We start from the raw sequence: 19,889 nt of genomic DNA, 5'->3' as shown, positions 1-19,889 counted from the left end.
AAAGTATGACAGATAACAATAATATCAAAAAAGTGCATGTATGCTAAACCTTAAAAAGGAAGTGATTTAATACCATTCTACCCCTTAAAAGTATTACATAATCCAACATTGTGTTATAATAAACAAGAATTTTCAAGAGAACAGGACAAAAAATATGGAGAAAGACCAGTTGTTTATTTTAGATAAATGGATAAAAAGTTACCTGAATGAGAAAAAAACTTTAAATCTTGCAAAAAATACAATATTGAACTATAAAAGAGTATTAGATAGTTTTTATGGGTTCTATGCTTTAAAAGATGAAGAAAATTGTATAAACTCAATTTATGATATCAACAGAGAATTTATACTTGAATATCTAAACAATCTTGGCAATAAGTCTGTCAATACAAAGAATCTTCATATCACTGTCATAAAGTCATTTCTCTCTTATATCTCTGAACACAATAAAGATAATATCGATCTCACTGCAAAACTTAAAGGTCTGAGTGCAAAGAATGTAAAGAGTGAGAGTGAATCACTCTCTGAGTATGAAAGTGAGCTGTTGGAGAAGTATCTACAAGAAAAGCGTTATAAAAAGAACTTTTTAAATATAAGAAACAGACTGCTTGTAAAACTGCTTTACTATACAGGTATAAGAGCAAGTGAACTCTTGAGCATTAAACTTGAAGATATAACACCCTTGGAAGAGGAGGGTGTCTATAAGATCTATATTATGGGTAAAGGAAATAAATACAGATATGTCTATATACCAGTAGATCTTATTACTGATGAACTTATGTTTCTACAAGAGCATTTTTTAGAAGATGAAACGCTGCATACAAAAAATCCACAGAAATATATTGCCGTCACACAAAAGGGAAGGGTGATGCATAGAGCTGAACTTTACAGTATGCTTGATAAACTATATAGTAAGTTATATATCAAAAAGAGAGGTGTACATATTTTAAGACATACATTCGGAAAGAGAATGGTCAAAAAGAATGTCAATCTTTCAACTATCAAAGAACTTATGGGACATGAGAATATACAGACTACCATGATCTATGCCAGAAGTGATGAGAAGGGGATGATTGAGGCGGTGTTATGAATTGGGTATTTACTAAACGGCTTTTGAAAGATTTTATAAACTAATTTAAAATGTGATATACTTTATCTTTGATATAGTTAATTAAATGGATATATATGGCAAGAATTTCTAAAGAAAAACGAAAAACTGGGCTTATTGATGTCGCATTAAAACTTTTTTCAAAAAAAGGATTTTATGTAACAACTATACCAGATATTGCAGAAGAAGCAGGTATGAGTGTTGGTAATTTTTATAATTATTTTAAGTCTAAAGATATTCTAGCTAAAGAACTTGTCTTATATATCTCAGAATATCTTGGAAATCAGATTTTGTTAATTAATGAAAAAGACATTTCTACTGAAGAAAAAATACATGAAATTGTTGTCATGTATTTCGAGATGGCTACAAAAAAACCTGAGATGATTGAGTATTTTCTGAGAGTTTACTTGTCAAATAGAGAGGTATTTGGTGAAGGGTGTGAGGGAATGGTCTGTGTTTCACCATTTGTTACGGAAATGATGATGTTTTTTAATGATGGTGTTGCTAAAGGAGATTTACATGATCAAGATTTCTTTTCTGCCTTTGGTTTATTTATGGGATATCTTGGTGGTATGGCATTTCTTTTTGGTGAGAAAATTCTTCCTCATCCATTAGAATGGTATCAAGAATCTATTTCTCAAAATATATATAATGCACTCAAAAAAAGACAATAAAAAAAAGTTATTATGGCTTCAAGGTGTTACATGCAATGGTAATACACACTCTTTCTTAAATCTACCGTATCTTCCTCTTCTATTATCTAAGATTGAACTTCTTTACTTTCCAACAATGGAAGCACTATATACGTTTGAAGAAATTTCAGAGTGTAAACTTTCATGTGACATCTTAGTTTTTGAAGGAGCCTTTGATCCAGAGCTCAAACGCAATGATATCTTGATACAAACAATGTTAGAACATTATTCAAAAAATGCAGAGTATGTTATTGCAGTGGGAAGTTGTGCAAGTTTTGGGGGGATATTTAAAGCGTCAGCACCTCAGAGAAATAGTGGCTTATTATTTAATGAATCTGAACGAACAGGTCCTATGTTAGAGGTGGATCAAAAAATAATTAATCTTTCAGGCTGTCCAATACATCCAGAGTGGCTAGGATATACACTTAATATGATTATTAACCATCAAAAAATTTTACTCGATGAGATGCATCGCCCACGTGAACTCTACAGTAACTTGGCACACCATGGATGTACTAGAAATGAATATTTTGAATGGAAAGTTGATGCTAAAGGATTTGGACTTAAGGAGGGTTGTCTATTTTACGAGCAAGGTTGTCGCGGTCCTATGACACATGCATCTTGTAATAAAATTTTGTGGAATGAAGTGAGCTCAAAAACTCGAAGTGGTACGCCTTGTTTTGGATGTACTGAACCAGATTTTCCAAAGCAGAATTTTTTTAATACAAAAACAAATATGTCTATCCCTGAAGATGTCCCACTTGGAGTCCCTAAACGCAATTACTTGACAATGGCGGGAATTGCTAAAACATTTCATATTAAACGATTAGAAGGAAAACTTATTGATTACAAAACAACTCCTTGAACATATTGAAGGTGAAGCCTCTGTATATTTTGATATTAAAGACGATAAAGTTGATTTTGCAACGATAACATTTCCTCATTTTAGAGGGATGGAATCTATTTTAAAAGGCAAAAATGCACTTGATGCACTTGTAATTACTCCTCGTGTATGTGGAATATGTGGACATGCCCACCTCATGGCGGCAGTACGAGCAATAGAAGATGCTTATAAAAATGCAGGGTTTGAAATAAAATTAACACAAAAAGCACAAAAAATACGTGAGTTTACTTTGATAATGGAGATGATTCAAAATCACTTTAAGTGGTTATACATGGTCATTATTCCAGAACTTGTAAAGCTAATAAGTATTAAACTGGAAAAAACACCACTCAAAGGGGCTTATGCTGCATCCTTATCTGCAAAAGCGATCGCAGTGTTCGGTGGACAATGGCCACATTCCTCTTATATGATACCAGGTGGTGTGACAAGTGATCCAACATTTATAGAAATAATGCAGGCACGTAGTCAACTTGAAGAATTGATAAAGTTTTTTGAAAAGGAAACTTTAGGTATAAGCTTAGATAAATTTCTTACACTTGAATCCTGTAAAGATTTTAATGGTTTTTCTTCTGATTTGACAAACTTGGAAAAAGGTTTAATTGAAACAGGTATGCATACAAAAGGTTTTGCAAAAGATCAGTTTATTGTACTTGGAGAGCATGGGTTTACGAATTCGTCAAAATTAAAAGGGACCAGAACTTTTGGAATTAATAGCAAATATGTTTCTGATACTGATGCGTATTCTCCACAGGAAATTACTTATGCTAAAAATGCTCTCTATAAAAATGAATATTATGAAGCAGGACCGCTTGGACGTATGTTATCACAGTCTGTTCCCCTTATAAAGAATATGCACAGACGATATAAAGACAGCGCATACTCAAGAGTGATGGCAAGAGTTTTTGAGATTGGTTACTTGTTGGAGTATTCAAAAATACTTTTAGATAATTTTGATATAGATGAAGACTCAGTTGTTACTGTTACTGATATAAAACAAATATCAGCAACAGGTATAGGTGTTGTAGAGGCGCCACGTGGTCCGTTACTTCATAAAATTGAATTAAAAAATGGTATGATAAGTCAATACCATATTACAACGCCTACACAATTTAATATTGGAAGTTCTACACCACAAACCCCTACACCTGTACAGCAAGCAATGCAAGGTCTCGCTAAAAAAGATGCCCTTTTCATTTTCCGCACTTTTGATGTCTGCTCAGTATGTACAACGCATTAAATATTACGTTTAGTCCGAAATCAATATAAGAAAGTTCATATTTCAATTTATATTAATAAAACTAATATTACTTTAAGTTATTAGCCGCTACTATAGTGAATGATTATTCATTATTAAAAAAGGAGTTGGCAATGTCAGATAGAATTGAAGGCGTGAAAAAGCTTTTTACATCTAAAAGCGCACGTGTTGAGACGAACAAAGGTGATGCTTATTATGACAAGTTGTTTCAAACTTGTCAGGCACGTATAGAAGAACTAAAAACACAACAACCTATAAATAACCGTTTAGACATAGGTGATGTGTTGGAAACACAAGGAATAGAAAGACGTGACTTTTTAAAGTGGGCTAGTGCTGTGACAGGTATGCTGATGTTGCCGGCTTCTTTTACTCCTCTAGTGGCTGATGCGGCATTGATGATGAACAGGGCTCCGGTTATTTGGCTGGAACTCCAAGATTGTGCTGGAAATTCAGAAGCATTACTACGTTCAGATGGACCAAAAATTGATGAAATTGTTTTAGATATCATCTCACTTGAATTTCATGAAACATTACAAGCTGCTTCGGGGCATCAGGCAGAGAAACAACTTGAAGAAGCAATTGAACATTTCAAAGACAAATATTTACTTTTTGTTGAAGGATCAGTTCCTTTAGGCATGAATGGTCAATTTGGTACAATTGGAGCAAGTGGCGAAACAATGCATGATCACCTTGTCCGTGTTGCGAAGCATTCAGCAGCTGTTGTTGCGGTTGGCTCTTGTGCTACATTTGGTGGTGTTCCAGCAGCAGCTCCTAATCCAACTGGTGCCGTTGGTGTAATGGATGTTATAAAAGGGAAACCTCTTATTAATATTCCTGCATGCCCGGCAAACCCTGCTAACATGGTTGGAGTAATTATCCATTATATTCTAACTGGTCAGGTGCCTGAACTTGATTCTCTATTGCGCCCTAAATTTGCATTTGGCTATAGAATTCATGATAACTGTGAAAGACGTGCACACTTTGATGCTGGTGAGTATGTAGAAGAGTGGGGTGATGAGGGTGCAAAAAATAACTTCTGTCTTTATAAAATGGGCTGTAAGGGACCTATGACATTTAATAATTGTTCAATCGTTCGTTACAATGAAGGTGTAAACTGGCCTATTGGTGTTGGTCGTGGTTGTATAGGATGTTCTGAGCCAGATTTCTGGGATAAATATGCCTATGAAAGACCAATGGCAGATGCAAAAATAAAAGCACCTACAGGTGGTGTAGAGAAAACTGTTGACGAATTTGGCCTAGGGCTGTTAACAGCAGCTGGTATAGGAATTGGTATTCATGCAGCAGCAAGTGCCTTTGCAGGTAAAAAAGAAGATGGAGGAGAAGCATAATGGCAAAGAAACATATAGTAGTAGATCCTATTACAAGAATTGAAGGTCACTTAAGAATAGAAGCAATGATTGATGAGAACAATACAATTGTCGATGCATATAGTTCTTCTACAATGTTTAGAGGAATTGAAACTATTCTTCAAGGAAGAGATCCAAGAGATGCAGGACTTTTAGCTATGCGTATTTGTGGAGTTTGTACAGGAACCCACTATCAGCGTTCAATTGAGGGTGTAGAGGATGCTTTTGGCATTACAATTCCTAAAAATGCAAGAATAGTTCGTAACCTTATCCAAGGTTCTTTATATGTACATGACCACTTGGTACATTTTTACCATCTTCATGCGCTTGATTTTGTTGATGTTGTATCTGCACTTTCTGCTGATCCTGCAAAAACAGCACAAGAAGCTCAAAAGTGGGCAAAAGTAGCAGGAACTACACCTTATATAGAAGGTGAAGGACATTTTGCAGAGATTAAAGAGAGAGTAGCCAAATTTGTCAAACAAGGACGCTTAGGAATCTTTGGAAATGGATATTGGGGGAATAAACACTATAAATTGACACCAGAACAAAACCTTATTGGTGTGGCTCATTATTTAAAAGCACTTGACATCCAGCGTGATATGGCAAAAATGCAGGCAATTTTTGGTGGTAAGAATCCACATCCACAGTCTATTGTTGTTGGTGGTGTAACTTGTGTTCAAGATATCCAAAATCCTGCGCGTATCGCTCTGTTTAAAAATCTTCTTAAAGAATCAACAGAATTTGTTAAAAAAGCCTATTTACCGGATGTATATATGGCAGGTACCATGTATGCGGATGAAGCGACTGATTCCAAAGCTACATTTACAGAACTTATGCAAGGTAAAGGTGTAGGTGGAACAGGTGGTGGTCTCCTTAACTATATGAGTTATGGTGATTTCCGTTTAGATGACACTGGATTTTATAAATCAGCTTTACTTTTCCCAAGTGGTATAGTTTATGGAGGAGATATTTCTAAAGTTGAAGATGTTGATCCTGAGAAGGTTGCAGAAGATGTGACACACTCTTGGTATGAAGGGAAAAATCCTTTACACCCATATGATGGACAAACAATTCCAAAATATACAGGTTTAGATAAACGTGAAGATGGAATAGCGTATTTAAAAACAAATGAGAAATACTCTTGGATTAAATCACCTATATATAATGATACGCGTGTTGAAGTAGGACCTTTAGCCCGTATGGTTGTCGGCGTAGCACGTAAAGATGAAAGAATAACTAAATATGTAACAAATTTCCTTAAACGAGGAAATCTTCCTATAAGTGTTCTTTTTAGTACAGTCGGTCGTACGGCAGCTCGTGCTATAGAGACTGAGTTAATGGCTGATGTAATGGTTGAGTGGGCAGATGAATTGGCAGCAAATGTTGCTGCAGGAGATTTAAGCACTTGGACAGAATTTGATTTTGACAAAGTAAGTGTTAAAACTAAGGGAATGGGACTTGCAGAAGCACCTCGTGGTGCATTAGGTCACTGGGTGAAAATTGAGAATGGAAAAATTGTTAATTATCAAGCGGTTGTTCCTTCAACATGGAATGCAGCACCTCGTGATTATAAAGGGCGTTTAGGTGCATATGAAGCTTCATTGATAGGTACAAAAGTCGCAGAACCTGAACAACCTTTAGAAATTATTCGTACAATTCATAGTTTTGACCCTTGTATCGCTTGTGCTGTGCATGTAGTAGATACTAAGGGTAAAGAATTAGGTGTCTATAAGATAGATACGCAATGTAGTATCTAAAGGAGTCTATTATGAAAGCTGGTCACAGACAAGTTAAACGTATGACAGGTACAATGCGTATAATCCATTGGATAAATGTCATATCAATGATAGTCGCTGTTATTACAGGACTTTATATTGGGCATCCTTATTATGAAACATTTATGGCTGATGGTGCAGTCGATAAGTATGTTATGGCATGGAATCGATGGGGACACTTTATGGTTGCGATTATATTTGATGTGACATCAATAATAGTAGCATACCTCTATTTCTTTTCACGCTTTGAAAAGCCATATAAAAAGGTTTTGCCGACAGCTAAGAATATAAAAGAGTTTATTGAGGTTTTTTTAAATCTTCTTACACTCAATCGCCGTAAGAAATTTGATTCTACACATAGTGATAGTTTTAATACTGTATATTTTTCAATTTTTCATCTGCTTTTAGCATGGATGCTCTTTACCGGGTTACAGTTGTATGTACATGGTTTAGAATCTGGTGAGAGTTCAATCGGTACATGGTGGCCTGCCATGCTGCATCTGGTAACTGATTGGACAATACCAGTATCAGCTTGGATAGCTGGTGGAGGACCAACTGCAACTATTATGGATGTAAGAATTGTACACCATTACACAATGTGGTGGATTATTGCATGGGTAGTTTTCCATATATATTATCAGGTATGGCGTACTATTTATTGGAAAGAAGGTGATATTGCCATTGTTGTCGGTGGTAGTAAATTTGTAAAAGAGGATAAAGCTTAGGCTTTACCTCTTTTTTTGTTTCATTTCTTTTTTATCTTTTCTTTATTTAAAAAATCATAAAGGTTACTCATGGCTTTCATACTCGAACTTCGCATTACAACAAAACAAAAATATATTTCTAATTATATTACAGCGTTTTGTCGTGAATTTAATATTCCTTGCGACATATCGATGGATAATGGTAAAATAATATGTGCTTTTGACTCAGAACATGAAAAACTTCAAGCGTGTCTTGATTCACTTGCACAGAGGTTACCCGCTTCACTTTTTTTAAAGTCATCTTCCTATAGTGAAAATGATGAAAAAGTTGAAAAATTGCCGGAATTTGACTTAAAATATCCACTGAATTTAGGGCTTTGCCCGAGTTGTCAAAAAGAGCTTTTTGATGTAAGTTCACGCAGATATTATTATCCTTTCATTTCATGTAGTTGTTGTGGCGGAAATTACAGCTTTTTAACTGAGTATCCATATACAAGAGAAAATACATCTTTTAAATTTTTGCGTCCATGCAGCGAATGCGAAGCAGAAATGGATCAAGTCGGTTTAAGAGAGTCTCATTCATTAAATTCATGCCATTCATGTGGCGTTCCTGTTCGTCTTGTAAATAAAACAACAGAGCGATATGCAAATGACCCCGGTAGTTTTAGAACAATGTTTGAAGTGGCAGCAAAAGCAATACTAGATGATAAAAAATTACTTATGAAAACAACTTTTGGATATCGTATATTTTATAAGCATACACAGTTAAATAATGATTCTATTTTGATAATGATAAATGCATCTAAAATTACAGATCACCTCTCTTTGATAACAGAAGAGTTTCAAGCACTGCTAAGCATTGAAAGGCCGATACTACATGTAACACTGAAAAATGAAGAACTCAAAACATTAAGTAATGCTAATACATGCTATGTAAAGTATCCTGATGATGGTTTCACTATTTTACTCGGAGCAGAACTACAAAAACTAGGTGTTGATTTTATAGCTTATGAAGATGTTGATGAAAACTGTGATGCTGATATGCTTATGGATTACGATTTGAATGTAAAGTCTCAAAAAGATATGCGTTTCTTTATCAACAAAGATATTCAATTTATTGCGGAAGGGGAAAGAGTATCCTTTCCTTCACATAATCTTATAGCAAAAAATGTAGTTAGTATTGCTAATGAGTTCGCCGGTATACCACAAGGCGATATGATGTTTTTTGATAGAATGGAGCATTTTAATAGTGTTGAAGTTATGAGTGCCAATGTTTTGGAAGGTACTACTGAAAAATATCATAATAATCAAAAATATTACTCTGAAGATGAAGCATCTTTTATGTCTGTTATTGCTGAGCATAATCTTTTTAATAAAAAATGTGTTGGGGCCTATTTTGATGAAGAGCCGTCTTTTTTATATTATGATGGAAAGAATGTGCTTAGAATTGTTCCTCCAAAACACTTTAGTAGTGAAAACCTTCTTCAAAACATGGCAGAACTTCGCGAAGGATCAGACAGGCTTGTAAATAATCTCAAGAATAAAATACCTGATATCTATGCACAACTTGAAGCATTGCAAGATAGAGACGATGTTAAACTTTTTGAATCGGTAGCAATTGTTTTAGGACTTGACGACCAATCAATGCGAGGAGTTATCAAAGAGGCCATGAAGTTTGTTGGTAAGGGAGGCATACAAATTGACACACATGTAAAAGATAATCGTTTCGATCATGTTGCCTTTATTTCAAGTATTATCTCTTATCAGCTTGCAGACGTTAGTACTCCAATATTAGCGTATTCGATTTTTGAAAGTTTTGGGGATTACTTTTCTGAAATAATTGGTGAATTGAAATCAAAAACAAAAGCGACAGAAACAATATTATGCGGTACTCATTTTGCAAATCAGTCACTATTTTCAAGAATGCAAAGAAATTTAAAAGTAGCACCTCCGTATATGAGTAAAAATTATCCAATTGGTAAGGAGAATGCCGTTGTCGGTGGAGTCTACATCTAAAAAAAGAGTAAAGCTTCATATTTTTGGAATAGTTCAAGGCGTTGGATTTCGACCTTTTGTCTATCAGTTGGCAATAAAGTATTCATTAAAAGGTTTCGTATTTAATGATGGTAGGGGCGTTGTTATTGAAGTAGAAGGAAAGAATGCAAAATTATCGCAATTTATCAATGATTTAAAATTAAATAGCCCCTCATTAGCTCGTATTGATTATATAGAACAACAGGATATAGATCTTGTAAATGATGAAATGTTTTCTATCATTCATTCTGAAACTACAACATTGCAAACAATGGTCTCTCCTGATATTTCACTTTGTGACGAGTGTAGAGCAGAGATGAATGATGTCCACAACAGAAGATATAAATATCCTTTTATAAACTGTACGAATTGTGGTCCTAGATATACAATAATAGATAATCTTCCTTATGACAGACATAACACCTCGATGGAGCATTTTAATATGTGTGAGGCTTGTACAGAAGAGTATAATGATCCGACTAATAGACGATATCATGCTCAACCAATAGGCTGTTTTGATTGTGGTCCAAATTTAAAAATCATAAATTTAATGGAAGATGATTTTGAAAATGACCAAGGTCTTGTAAAAATTGCCGTGCAATATATAAATGATGGAAAGACAATTGCAGTAAAAGGTATGGGAGGCTTTCATCTTATTTGTGATGCGACAAATGATGCTGCCGTACTAGCATTGAGATTGCATAAGCATCGACAAAAAAAGCCTTTAGCTGTAATGTTTCCAAGTATAAGTTGTATAAAGAAAGTAACAAAATTATCTAAAACAGAAGAAAAATTGATAGTTGCAAAAGAGCGTCCAATTGTTGTTGTTCAAAAAAATAAGAGTAGATATTTATCTAAATTTATAGCACCTGAGATTGATAGGATAGGTGTCTTTTTACCTTATACACCTTTGCATGAGTTACTTTTACAAGAGGTTAAAAAACCTCTTGTAGCAACAAGTGCCAATCTAAGTGATGAACCAATTATCAGGGACGACAAAGAACTGTTTAAAAAACTGCATTTAGTTGCACAAACTTCTTTAACGCATAATAGAGAGATCATTAACGCTTGTGATGACAGTGTAGTTATGGATGTTTATGGAGAACCTATATTTTTAAGACTCTCACGCGGATATACTCCTAAAAGTTTTTATTTGCAAAATAAGAGCAAGAAAAAAGTACTTGCTCTGGGAGCTAATCAAAAAAATACAATTACATTAGCGTTTGATAATAATATAATTGTTTCTCCACATATTGGAGATTTGAACTCCTTAGAGGCATTTGATTATTTTTTACGGACTGTTGAAACTTTTAAAAGGTTTTATGATTTTGAACCAGATATTTTAGTCTGTGATAAGCATCCAAAATATGAAACAACTAAATGGGCAAAAGAGTATATACAAAAATATACTCATATTGAGTTAATTCAAGTGCAACATCATTATGCTCATGCTCTCTCAGTTATGGCAGAGTATAATTTAAATGAAAGAGTTTTAGCATTTTGCTTTGATGGAACCGGTTATGGAGATGATGGCACATTATGGGGAGGTGAAGTTTTGTTAGCAACACCTACTGAATATGAACGCATTGTTCATTTAAAAGAATTTACTCTTCTTGGAGGTGAAAAGGCTATTAAAGAACCTAGAAGAATAGCATTATCATTGTTGTTTGAGTATTTTAGCATCACAGAAATTCTGCAAATGGATCATAGTCTTGTAAAATCTTTTACAAAGAATGAAATAGAAACTTTTTATTTAATGAGAGAAAGAGCAATTAACTCCCCTAAAAGCACTTCTATTGGAAGGTTATTTGATGCAGTTTATGCTTTATGCGACAATCTCCAAGGAGTTTTCTATGAAGGACAAAGTGGTTTGGTGCTTGAGAGTTATGCCGAGAAAATTATGACTCATGATTCATATCATTATACAATGAATGAGGGTATTATAGATTGTAAAATAATGCTTGAAGAGATAATGAGTGAAAATGATGTACAAAAAATAGCTGCTAAGTTTATTAATGCAGTCGCTAAAATAGTAATTGATATCTGTTTAGAGTATAGAGAATTACCAGTGGTGTTAAGTGGCGGAGTATTTCAAAATAAGCTTTTATTGCAAAAGTGTATTGAACAGTTGAAGAAAAATAGTATGAGATACTATATTCAGCATCAAACTCCGATTAATGATGGTGGAATATCGCTAGGTCAAGCGTATTACGCATTGCATATATAAAAACAAAGAGGAAATTATGGAAAAAAAAGTTGCACTTATTGGCTCAGGTAATGCCTTTTTTAAAGATGAAGGTATAGGTCTCTACGGCGCAAAGTATCTTAAGGAAAATTATAAGTTCTCTCCTGCAATAGATATTGTTGATGGAGGGACATTAGGTTTTAAACTTATGCCCTTGATACAGGAATATGATGAAGTGATAATTATTAATACTGCTTCAGATGATACTAAAGAAGTAGGGGATATCACCATAAAAACAACAGAAGAGTTTTTAAATGGTGATCTTATAAAAAAAACAGCAAACGAAGTTGAAATAGCTGAAATGCTTCAAATATGTTCTCTGACAGAGCAGATGGCTGAAACCATTGTAATTAGTATTGTTCCTGAAGATATTATTGCAGTTGAAGTTGGCTTAACCCAATCATTAAGAGCTGTATGGAGCGTCTACATTGAAACAATAATAGAAAAAATCGAAAACCTTGGTATTAAGATTGAAAAAAAAGACAACTATGTTAGCTTAGAAGAGATATTAGAGATTTTTGCAAACCCAAGCATTGAACACTCTAGAGGGTTTTAATTAAGCTATAAATACTCTATTTAGATGAAGGGTTTTTAAACATATCAATAATATTTTCTATACTAATAGTCTGTTGATTTTTCTTATATATAATATTCTCTTTTTTTAAAATATTGAGTACAGTATTAATATAGGTATGAAAATTTTTTTTCATTGTTTGACTTAGTCCAATAAATACATCAATTTTTTCAGGAATAATTCCAACTACGCTTGATTGTGGAATATCCTTACCCATAAGCTCCAAAATATCAAAACATTGCAATACTCCAATCTCATGTGCACCACCGGAATTTAATCCGTATCCCGTTAATTCATGAGCAGGAATATGATATATGGAACCGGGTTTATCATCTATTTCAATAGCATCAAGAATAAGAATATGTTCATACTCCATAAAAAGATTTAAGAGATTAATTCCTTCAACACCACCATTAATTATATCTATGGATGGTTTAAAACTATAATTGTTTTCAAGATACTTTGTTGCATATACAGCAATACCATCATCCAGTTCAAGTATATTGCCTACTCCTAGTACTGCAGTTTTCTTCATAATTTTTCCTTAACATATTTTTCCATTAAAATTTTTATTGCTTCAGAATTTTCATGATTAAACTTAAATTCAAACTCTTTTAAAAAGTAGATAAATACTTCACTTTTGACCCCCTTGTATTTAAGAATCTCTTGTTCAAAATATTCCCAAAATTTTACTATTTGATTATAGCGTTTTGAGACTTTAGCAATTCTACTAATTCGTTTAAATTTATTAAACTCGGCTAAATAGGGATTTTGTAAATTATCTTGTAAAAATTGTTGCTTATATGGCTGTAGAGAAGGCATTAGCAGCGTATATATATGTCCATCATAATCAAAAGTAAGAAAATTATGTGCATCAAAGATGGCTTTTGGATTATTTTTTTTAGACTTTTCAAGATAAAAATACTCTTCATATTCACAGTTTTTTTCACGATAGAGTTCATACTCTTCTTCTGCTATTTTCGCGCACAGCAAACGAAACTCCTCAAAGTATGTATGTACTGAACTGTATGCCATATGCATTCGTTTGGCAATATGTAAAGCATTTTCATTTTCTATAAAAGCTTCAATTAAAAAAATAATTTTGTTGAGTTTTTGTAAAGAAATTTTTTTATGGCAAGAAGAGCATTTAATTCTGTTGTCTTTGAGTCTATATACATAATTGCCGCAAAAAAGGCACTCTGTTAGCCACTGCATCTTTTCCCTTTTAGTCCAAAAAACATATAAGAATTAAATTATTTTATCTTTCTTTTACATAATGTAGTATAAAATCTTTTAAAACTGAATAAACATTCACCATTTAAAAAGGATTTGTATGGAATTAGGCTATCTTATAATTTTTTGGTATGGAATATTGCATGCATTCGGCCCAGATCATTTAACTGCAATTACCGATTTTTCAATTGGAAAGTCAATGAAGAAAACTATGTTTATAACACTTGCGTTCGCTTTTGGTCATGGGATGACACTATTTATTTTTGCAAAAATTTTAGAAATATATCATTTACCTCAAAATGTAACAGATTACGGAGATGTAATCTCTTCTACGGTTATAATTGGTATGGGTGTGTATTTACTTTATATGGTGTATGAGGATAAGATACATCTTAATAAACATAAACATGAGGGCAAAGAACATATTCACATTTATTTTGGAAAAGAGCATGTTCATGATGATACAAAGATAGCTTCAACATCTGCATGGACTATGGGTGCTTTAATGGGCATGGGAGGAGTACGGGGTATGCTCGTTACACTAGGCATGCTTCATGGTAAAACTGTAGATCTGACTATGGTTCTTGCTTTTGTTGCAGGTGTTAGTGTTGTATTTATTAGTTTTGGTGGTATTATCTTATATATTAATAAAGAATTTTTAACCAGCAAAACTAATGTAAGAAGAGTGTTTGCAACAGCTGGGTTGATCTCTATTGCTGTTGGAACAGATATGCTATTAGCATAAAAATCAAAAAGAAGGAATATATATGTGTGCAGATTGCGGATGCAGTATAACAGGAACAACTTTAGGAAATGAACACCATCATCATGAACATACTTATGATCATTCTCATGAACATCAGGCTGCGCATGAGACATTACATCATAACCCACAGCTCAATGATACAAAAACAATTAATGTTATTACAAAAATTTTGGATAAAAACAATCATGAAGCATCACACAACCGTACTCATTTTGATAATCATAATGTTTTGAGTATTAATCTTATGAGCAGTCCAGGTAGTGGAAAAACAACACTACTGGAGCATATGGCAGATATGGCAGAGTTTAAGTTCGGTGTTATTGAAGGAGACTTGGAAACTGCTCGAGATGCAGATAGAATAAAAGCTAAGGGAATTCCTGCTTATCAAATACAAACAGGTTCAGCATGCCATTTAGACGCATTTATGGTGCATAAAGGCCTACATGATATGCCTTTGGAAGATATTGATATTTGTTTTATTGAAAATGTTGGTAACCTTGTATGCCCTGCAAGTTATGATGTCGGAAGTCACCTCAATATTGTTCTTGTTTCCATACCAGAGGGAAGTGATAAAATAGAAAAGTATCCTGTAATGTTTCGTCAAGCCGATTTAATCTTGATTACAAAAACAGACTTATTGCCATATTTTGATTACGATTTGGAACATGAGAAAAAAGAGGCTCGTAAAATTAAACCTGGTGTTGATATTTTAGAAGTGAATATTAAAGACAAAGATTCAATTCAAAAAGTAATTGATTGGATTGAATTTAAAAGAAAGATGAGGAGTTAATTTTATGTGCCTTTCCATACCTAGTAAAGTTGTTGAGATAGATTTAGAGAGAAATGTTGCCACTGTAGATACTATGGGTGTGAAACGTGAAGCTGGATTGGAGTTGATGCAAGATGGCGATGTTCAGATTGGAGATTATGTTTTACTGCATATTGGATTCATTATGAATAAGATTGATGAATCCGATGCACTTGAATCTTTAAAAGTATATAGTGAAATTCTTGAAAAACTTGATGAAGAAGAGAGGCGGCACTTAGTGGAAGAAGATGATAACTGCCCTAATAGAGATGCATAATGGGGGAACTGCAATTAAAAGATTTGTATGAAGGCTTTAGAAACCCCCAGGTCATTGAAGGCTTTGCAAAACTTATTCATGAAGAGGCAAAAAAACTTCCTCATCCTATAAATATTATGGAAGTATGTGGTGGACATACACACTCTATTATGAAGTTTGGTCTGCCACAGCTTTTACCTGAAAATATCAATTTCATACATGGGCCAGGCTGTCCTGTCTGTATTATGCCAAAAGAACGTATTGATCATGCATATATCTTGGCGGAACAGGAAGATGTAATCCTTGTTACACTTGGTGATATGATAAAGGTACCGGGAAGTAAGGGAAGTCTTCAAGATGCAAGAGCAAAAGGCGCAGATGTACGTTTTATCTATTCTCCTTTGGATGCTCTCAAAATTGCGGCAGAAAATCCGGATAAAAAAATTATATTTTTTGCTATAGGATTTGAAACAACCACTCCTATGACAACAGCACTTATTGAAACTGTTCTCAAACGTAATATTACTAATATCTATTTTCATATAAACCATGTGACTGTTCCTGAAGTTATGGTTGAACTTATAGATTCACGAGATGAACATGTAGATAGTTATAATAATAGAATTGATGCATTTCTTGGGCCTTCCCATGTAAGTGTAATAACGGGTAGTAAGATTTATGAAAAATTTCCACGTGATTATGGTCGTCCTGTTGTTGTAGCAGGTTTTGAACCTGTGGATATTATGGAAGCCATTTTAATGATAGTGCGTCAGTTTAATGAAAATCGTTGTGAATTGGAAATTGAATATAAGCGTTTGGTCTCTTTCGATGGAAATCTCAAAGCACAGGCTCTTATAGAGAAGTATTTTGAAAAAGCATCTTTGTTTAAATGGCGTGGACTAGGAAATGTTCCAGAGAGTGGGTATAAACTTAAAGAAGAGTTCTCACATATCGATGCAGAGAAAATATATGCAGATATTTTACCTCGTCAGGAGATAGAGGATCATAAACTATGTATCTGCGGTGATATTTTACGAGGTATGGCAAAGCCGAATGAGTGTACAATTTTTGGTACAGCATGTAAGCCACAAACGCCTTTAGGCTCATGCATGGTCAGTAGTGAAGGTGCGTGTGCAGCATATTATAAATACGGGAATTTATTAAAATGAATAAGCAGATAACATTAGCTATGGGAAATGGCGGGGAAGAGAATAATGAACTCATTTCTAAAATATTTTACAAAGCATTTAAAAATGATATATTAGAAAAATCTGAAGATGCCGCAGTGATTCAAAATGGAGAACTTGCGTTTAGTACTGATAGTTTTACAGTGAGTCCACTTTTCTTTCCTGGCGGTGATATTGGAAAACTTGCAGTTTGCGGTACATGTAATGATTTGGCTATGATGGGTGCAAAACCAAAATATCTTACGTGTAGTGTTATTATTGAAGAGGGATTTGCAACAAGAGAGTTGGAAAAAATTGTTCGCAGTATGAAAAAAGAACTTGAAAATAATGGTGCTGTTATTGTCAGTGGTGATACAAAAGTGGTCCCTCGAGGTAGTGTAGATAAAATTTTTATAAATACAACAGGTATTGGAGAGATTCAAAAAAAAGGAATTAGCTCTAACAATATTTCTGAAAAAGATGTCATTTTGGTATCTCGTGATTTAGGAAGACACGGGGCGACTATTTTTGCTGCGCGTGAGGGTATTGAACTCTCTTCAGATCTTCAAAGTGATTGTGCTTCATTAACACATCAAGTGCAGGCTCTTATTGAAGCAGATGTAAATATAACTGCATTGCGTGATGCAACTAGAGGTGGCGTAAGTGCAGTCCTTAACGAATGGGCAAAACAGTCAAATATATGTATAGAAGTAGAAGAAGATGCCTTGCCTGTCTCTCAAGAAGTGTATGGAATTTGTGAAATGCTAGGCTTTGAAGCTGTGAATTTGGCAAATGAGGGGACTTTTGTCCTAGCCGTTAAGAAAGAGGATGAGCAAAAAGCACTTGAAGTACTTCATAGATTTGAAAACTCAGATAATGCCGTACAAATTGCAAATGTCAGTGATGCTTATCTTGGTAAAGTATTGCTTTTAAGCTCATATGGTACAAAAAGATTTTTAGATACACCTACAGGAGAATTATTACCTCGTATCTGCTAGGTAATTGTCGTATATGAAAATCACATTGCTTGTTTCAACATTTAATTCGCTCTCTCAGTTAGTATATACTTACTTGTGTGAAAGAGGGGATATTGTTGATGTTGTGTATGCAAATTCTGCTTCTCGTGATGAAGAGATTGAAAGTTTTTCTCCTGAGATTATACTTTCTCCCTATCTAAGAGATTATATTCCAAAATCAATTTATGAAAATTATCCGACTTATATTTTTCATCCGGGTCCACTTGGTGACAGAGGTGCTTACAGTCTGGAAAATGCTCTTGGAAAAAAAGAATGGGGAGTTGTTATTTTAAAAGCCAATGCCCTTTTTGACGGTGGAGATATTTATGTACAGAAAAATTTTGAAGTTCGAAATACCTATAAAGCCAGTTTATATCGTAATGAAGTCCTCAGCAGTTATGCATCAGTTTTAGATTTGTTTTTTGAAAATGTAATCGCCAATAAAAAAGAACAACAAGATGTTTCTTTAGCTTTAAACAAAGATCCAAATTATCAGATAGATTGGGATAATGACACAACTGAAGAGATAGTGAAAAAAGTATATACCTATGATAGTTTTCCTGGTATAGAAGATGAAATACTTGGACTCAAAGTTAGATTATACGGAGCTTGGAAAGAAGAGCGTTTACGAGGGAATTTCCCCAAAGAAATAGTAGCAAAGAGAGATGGTGCTATATGTCTGAGTACAATAGACGGTGCCATTTGGATAACACATCTTAAAGAAGAGACAAAGTTTAAACTTCCGGCAACTTATGTTCTTAAAGATAGACTTAAAGGCGTTAAAGAGGAGAGACTGCCTCTTATATTTGATAAAAGTTATAAAACTTTTTATGAAATAAGCTGTAACATTAAAGATGAAATCGCGTATTTACATTTCAATTTTCATAACGGTGCTTTTAGCAGTGATAAATGTATGAAATTGAAATATGCTTTTGAATATATAAAAACAGAAGCAAAAGTTGTCGTACTTATGGGTGGGCAAGATTTTTTCAGTAATGGAATTCATCTCAATCTCCTTGAAGACAGCAAGAAAAATGGTGAGGATGGATGGAGCAATATCAATGCAATGAATGATCTTGTAAAAAGTATACTTTTTGCAGATGATGTTGTTACTGTCGCCTCACTCCATAAAAATGCTGGAGCAGGAGGAGTCTTTTTGGCTTTAGCATGTGATTATGTCATCGCTGATGAGATAGTAATTCTTAACCCTCATTATAAAACATTGGGACTCAGTGGTAGTGAATATCACACATATACATTGCCTAAACGGGTGAGAGAAGAAAAAGCACAGGAACTTTTAGATGCTTGTTTGCCTATTGGAGCAAAAGAGGCTGAACGTATTGGTATGGTTGATAAAGTCTTTTCTCATGCAGATTATATGGATAATTTACAAAGATTTTGTAAAAAGATAGTTTCGAATGAAGATCAATGTGGTGATTTTCTTTGGGAAAAAGAGGACTATTTAGAAGAAAATAAACAATTGATTGAACAGGCTAGAGAAAATGAGATAGCTGTTATGCATTCTGAGTTTTGGGACAAAGAGAGTAATTTTCACAAATTGCGATATGAGTTTGTATATAAAGTCTGTCCATTGGTGACACCTAAAAGATTGAAAATAGCAGCTAAAAAAGGAAGAGAAGATGCATGAGTACAGTGTTGTTCAAGCTTTACTTGAACAGATAGAAGATGTAGCGGAAAAAAATGATGCTCAGAAAGTCACAAAGATAGTTGTCAAAATTGGTGTTATGAGCGGTATTGAAGCACATCTTTTGGAGATTGCTTTTAATACTTTTAAAGAGAAGACTGTGTGTGATGGAGCAGAGTTTATTATGAATATACAAGCTTTGAAAATAGTGTGTAACCAATGTAAAAAAGAAAATGAACTTGAAAAAATTCACTATTGTTGCCAAGAATGCGGCTCAACTGATGTAAATGTAATTGATGGGGAAGATATGTTCCTCATGAGTTTAGAAATGGAATAAAAAG

At 34.0% G+C, this 19,889-nt stretch carries 19 protein-coding genes; 17 read left to right on the top strand and 2 right to left on the bottom strand.

Annotation, left to right across the window (positions count from 1 at the left end):
* The first annotated feature begins 154 nt into the window (after window positions 1–154).
* The 10 genes from FM071_RS10605 (at window position 155) to FM071_RS10560 (ending at window position 12,640) form a co-directional block, all read left to right on the top strand.
* Window positions 155–1,087, top strand: coding sequence for a tyrosine-type recombinase/integrase (locus tag FM071_RS10605; RefSeq protein WP_193112090.1), 933 nt, complete (start codon window positions 155–157; stop codon window positions 1,085–1,087).
* A 95-nt stretch (window positions 1,088–1,182) separates the two neighbouring features.
* On the top strand, window positions 1,183–1,779 hold the full coding sequence (locus FM071_RS10600) for a TetR/AcrR family transcriptional regulator (RefSeq protein WP_193112089.1): 597 nt from the start codon (window positions 1,183–1,185) through the stop codon (window positions 1,777–1,779).
* A complete protein-coding gene (locus FM071_RS10595) occupies window positions 1,757–2,662 on the top strand; it encodes an NADH-quinone oxidoreductase subunit B family protein (RefSeq protein WP_193112088.1) in 906 nt (301 codons plus the stop codon). The genes FM071_RS10600 and FM071_RS10595 overlap by 23 nt, the downstream gene beginning before the upstream one ends.
* Window positions 2,640–3,938, top strand: a complete 1,299-nt coding sequence (locus tag FM071_RS10590; protein WP_193112087.1) for a nickel-dependent hydrogenase large subunit — start codon at window positions 2,640–2,642, stop codon at window positions 3,936–3,938. Before FM071_RS10595 ends, FM071_RS10590 begins: the two co-directional genes overlap by 23 nt.
* A gap of 131 nt (window positions 3,939–4,069) precedes the next feature.
* Window positions 4,070–5,305: a hydrogenase small subunit gene (locus FM071_RS10585; RefSeq protein ID WP_193112086.1), complete on the top strand. Its 1,236-nt coding sequence runs from the start codon at window positions 4,070–4,072 to the stop codon at window positions 5,303–5,305.
* A complete protein-coding gene (locus FM071_RS10580) occupies window positions 5,305–7,083 on the top strand; it encodes a nickel-dependent hydrogenase large subunit (protein ID WP_193112085.1) in 1,779 nt (592 codons plus the stop codon). The genes FM071_RS10585 and FM071_RS10580 overlap by 1 nt, the downstream gene beginning before the upstream one ends.
* A gap of 11 nt (window positions 7,084–7,094) precedes the next feature.
* Window positions 7,095–7,826 carry a cytochrome b/b6 domain-containing protein gene (locus tag FM071_RS10575; RefSeq protein ID WP_193112084.1) on the top strand — a complete coding sequence of 244 codons (732 nt, stop codon included), beginning with the start codon at window positions 7,095–7,097 and terminating at the stop codon, window positions 7,824–7,826.
* Between the two features lie 69 nt (window positions 7,827–7,895).
* Window positions 7,896–9,821, top strand: a complete 1,926-nt coding sequence (locus FM071_RS10570; protein ID WP_193112083.1) for a carbamoyltransferase HypF — start codon at window positions 7,896–7,898, stop codon at window positions 9,819–9,821.
* Window positions 9,805–12,066 carry a carbamoyltransferase HypF gene (hypF, locus tag FM071_RS10565; RefSeq protein WP_226960609.1) on the top strand — a complete coding sequence of 754 codons (2,262 nt, stop codon included), beginning with the start codon at window positions 9,805–9,807 and terminating at the stop codon, window positions 12,064–12,066. Before FM071_RS10570 ends, hypF begins: the two co-directional genes overlap by 17 nt.
* A 16-nt stretch (window positions 12,067–12,082) precedes the next feature.
* Window positions 12,083–12,640, top strand: coding sequence for a hydrogenase maturation protease (locus tag FM071_RS10560; RefSeq protein WP_193112137.1), 558 nt, complete (start codon window positions 12,083–12,085; stop codon window positions 12,638–12,640).
* Window positions 12,641–12,656: 16 nt separating this feature from the next.
* On the opposite strand, the gene FM071_RS10555 is transcribed toward FM071_RS10560, so the two are convergent.
* Together FM071_RS10555 and FM071_RS10550 are read right to left on the bottom strand one after the other, a co-directional pair.
* On the bottom strand, window positions 12,657–13,193 hold the full coding sequence (locus FM071_RS10555) for a HyaD/HybD family hydrogenase maturation endopeptidase (RefSeq protein WP_193112136.1): 537 nt from the start codon (window positions 13,191–13,193) through the stop codon (window positions 12,657–12,659).
* On the bottom strand, window positions 13,190–13,873 hold the full coding sequence (locus FM071_RS10550) for a transposase (RefSeq protein ID WP_193112135.1): 684 nt from the start codon (window positions 13,871–13,873) through the stop codon (window positions 13,190–13,192). Before FM071_RS10550 ends, FM071_RS10555 begins: the two co-directional genes overlap by 4 nt.
* 118 nt (window positions 13,874–13,991) lie before the next feature.
* On the opposite strand from FM071_RS10550, the gene FM071_RS10545 reads away from it, so the two are divergent.
* Genes FM071_RS10545 through hypA form a run of 7 tightly spaced genes read left to right on the top strand, consistent with a single transcriptional unit; the run spans window position 13,992 to window position 19,885 of the window.
* Window positions 13,992–14,636, top strand: a complete 645-nt coding sequence (locus FM071_RS10545) for a hypothetical protein (RefSeq protein ID WP_193112134.1) — start codon at window positions 13,992–13,994, stop codon at window positions 14,634–14,636.
* 22 nt (window positions 14,637–14,658) lie between these two features.
* On the top strand, window positions 14,659–15,447 hold the full coding sequence (gene hypB / locus FM071_RS10540) for a hydrogenase nickel incorporation protein HypB (RefSeq protein WP_193112133.1): 789 nt from the start codon (window positions 14,659–14,661) through the stop codon (window positions 15,445–15,447).
* 4 nt (window positions 15,448–15,451) lie between these two features.
* Window positions 15,452–15,742 (top strand): HypC/HybG/HupF family hydrogenase formation chaperone, encoded by a 291-nt coding sequence (locus tag FM071_RS10535; RefSeq protein ID WP_193112132.1) that lies wholly within the window; start codon window positions 15,452–15,454, stop codon window positions 15,740–15,742.
* The gene (gene hypD, locus FM071_RS10530; protein ID WP_193112131.1) at window positions 15,742–16,890 is read left to right on the top strand and encodes a hydrogenase formation protein HypD; all 1,149 of its coding nucleotides are present in this window, start codon (window positions 15,742–15,744) and stop codon (window positions 16,888–16,890) included. Before FM071_RS10535 ends, hypD begins: the two co-directional genes overlap by 1 nt.
* A complete protein-coding gene (gene hypE / locus FM071_RS10525; RefSeq protein WP_193112130.1) occupies window positions 16,887–17,885 on the top strand; it encodes a hydrogenase expression/formation protein HypE in 999 nt (332 codons plus the stop codon). The genes hypD and hypE overlap by 4 nt, the downstream gene beginning before the upstream one ends.
* A gap of 13 nt (window positions 17,886–17,898) precedes the next feature.
* Window positions 17,899–19,551: an enoyl-CoA hydratase-related protein gene (locus FM071_RS10520; protein ID WP_193112129.1), complete on the top strand. Its 1,653-nt coding sequence runs from the start codon at window positions 17,899–17,901 to the stop codon at window positions 19,549–19,551.
* Window positions 19,544–19,885 carry a hydrogenase maturation nickel metallochaperone HypA gene (gene hypA / locus FM071_RS10515; RefSeq protein WP_193112128.1) on the top strand — a complete coding sequence of 114 codons (342 nt, stop codon included), beginning with the start codon at window positions 19,544–19,546 and terminating at the stop codon, window positions 19,883–19,885. Before FM071_RS10520 ends, hypA begins: the two co-directional genes overlap by 8 nt.
* The last annotated feature ends 4 nt before the right edge of the window (window positions 19,886–19,889 follow it).

Source organism: Sulfurimonas paralvinellae (assembly GCF_014905135.1).
Taxonomy (GTDB): Bacteria; Campylobacterota; Campylobacteria; order Campylobacterales; family Sulfurimonadaceae; genus Sulfurimonas; species Sulfurimonas paralvinellae.
The sequence above is the reverse complement of the archived record's forward strand: the minus strand, read 5'-3'. Positions and strand labels throughout refer to the sequence as shown.

Excerpts from the sequence above, each read along its gene's own strand:
- FM071_RS10585 (WP_193112086.1), top strand. The coding sequence starts at position 4,070 with ATGTCAGATAGAATTGAAGGCGTGAAAAAGCTTTTTACATCTAAAAGC.
- FM071_RS10580 (WP_193112085.1), top strand. The coding sequence starts at position 5,305 with ATGGCAAAGAAACATATAGTAGTAGATCCTATTACAAGAATTGAAGGT.
- FM071_RS10560 (WP_193112137.1), top strand. The coding sequence starts at position 12,083 with ATGGAAAAAAAAGTTGCACTTATTGGCTCAGGTAATGCCTTTTTTAAA.
- FM071_RS10575 (WP_193112084.1), top strand. The coding sequence starts at position 7,095 with ATGAAAGCTGGTCACAGACAAGTTAAACGTATGACAGGTACAATGCGT.
- FM071_RS10600 (WP_193112089.1), top strand. The coding sequence starts at position 1,183 with ATGGCAAGAATTTCTAAAGAAAAACGAAAAACTGGGCTTATTGATGTC.
- FM071_RS10545 (WP_193112134.1), top strand. The coding sequence starts at position 13,992 with ATGGAATTAGGCTATCTTATAATTTTTTGGTATGGAATATTGCATGCA.
- FM071_RS10550 (WP_193112135.1), bottom strand. The coding sequence starts at position 13,873 with ATGCAGTGGCTAACAGAGTGCCTTTTTTGCGGCAATTATGTATATAGA.
- hypE (WP_193112130.1), top strand. The coding sequence starts at position 16,887 with ATGAATAAGCAGATAACATTAGCTATGGGAAATGGCGGGGAAGAGAAT.
- FM071_RS10520 (WP_193112129.1), top strand. The coding sequence starts at position 17,899 with ATGAAAATCACATTGCTTGTTTCAACATTTAATTCGCTCTCTCAGTTA.
- FM071_RS10595 (WP_193112088.1), top strand. The coding sequence starts at position 1,757 with ATGCACTCAAAAAAAGACAATAAAAAAAAGTTATTATGGCTTCAAGGT.
- FM071_RS10555 (WP_193112136.1), bottom strand. The coding sequence starts at position 13,193 with ATGAAGAAAACTGCAGTACTAGGAGTAGGCAATATACTTGAACTGGAT.
- FM071_RS10570 (WP_193112083.1), top strand. The coding sequence starts at position 7,896 with ATGGCTTTCATACTCGAACTTCGCATTACAACAAAACAAAAATATATT.
- hypA (WP_193112128.1), top strand. The coding sequence starts at position 19,544 with ATGCATGAGTACAGTGTTGTTCAAGCTTTACTTGAACAGATAGAAGAT.
- hypB (WP_193112133.1), top strand. The coding sequence starts at position 14,659 with ATGTGTGCAGATTGCGGATGCAGTATAACAGGAACAACTTTAGGAAAT.
- hypD (WP_193112131.1), top strand. The coding sequence starts at position 15,742 with ATGGGGGAACTGCAATTAAAAGATTTGTATGAAGGCTTTAGAAACCCC.
- FM071_RS10535 (WP_193112132.1), top strand. The coding sequence starts at position 15,452 with ATGTGCCTTTCCATACCTAGTAAAGTTGTTGAGATAGATTTAGAGAGA.
- FM071_RS10605 (WP_193112090.1), top strand. The coding sequence starts at position 155 with ATGGAGAAAGACCAGTTGTTTATTTTAGATAAATGGATAAAAAGTTAC.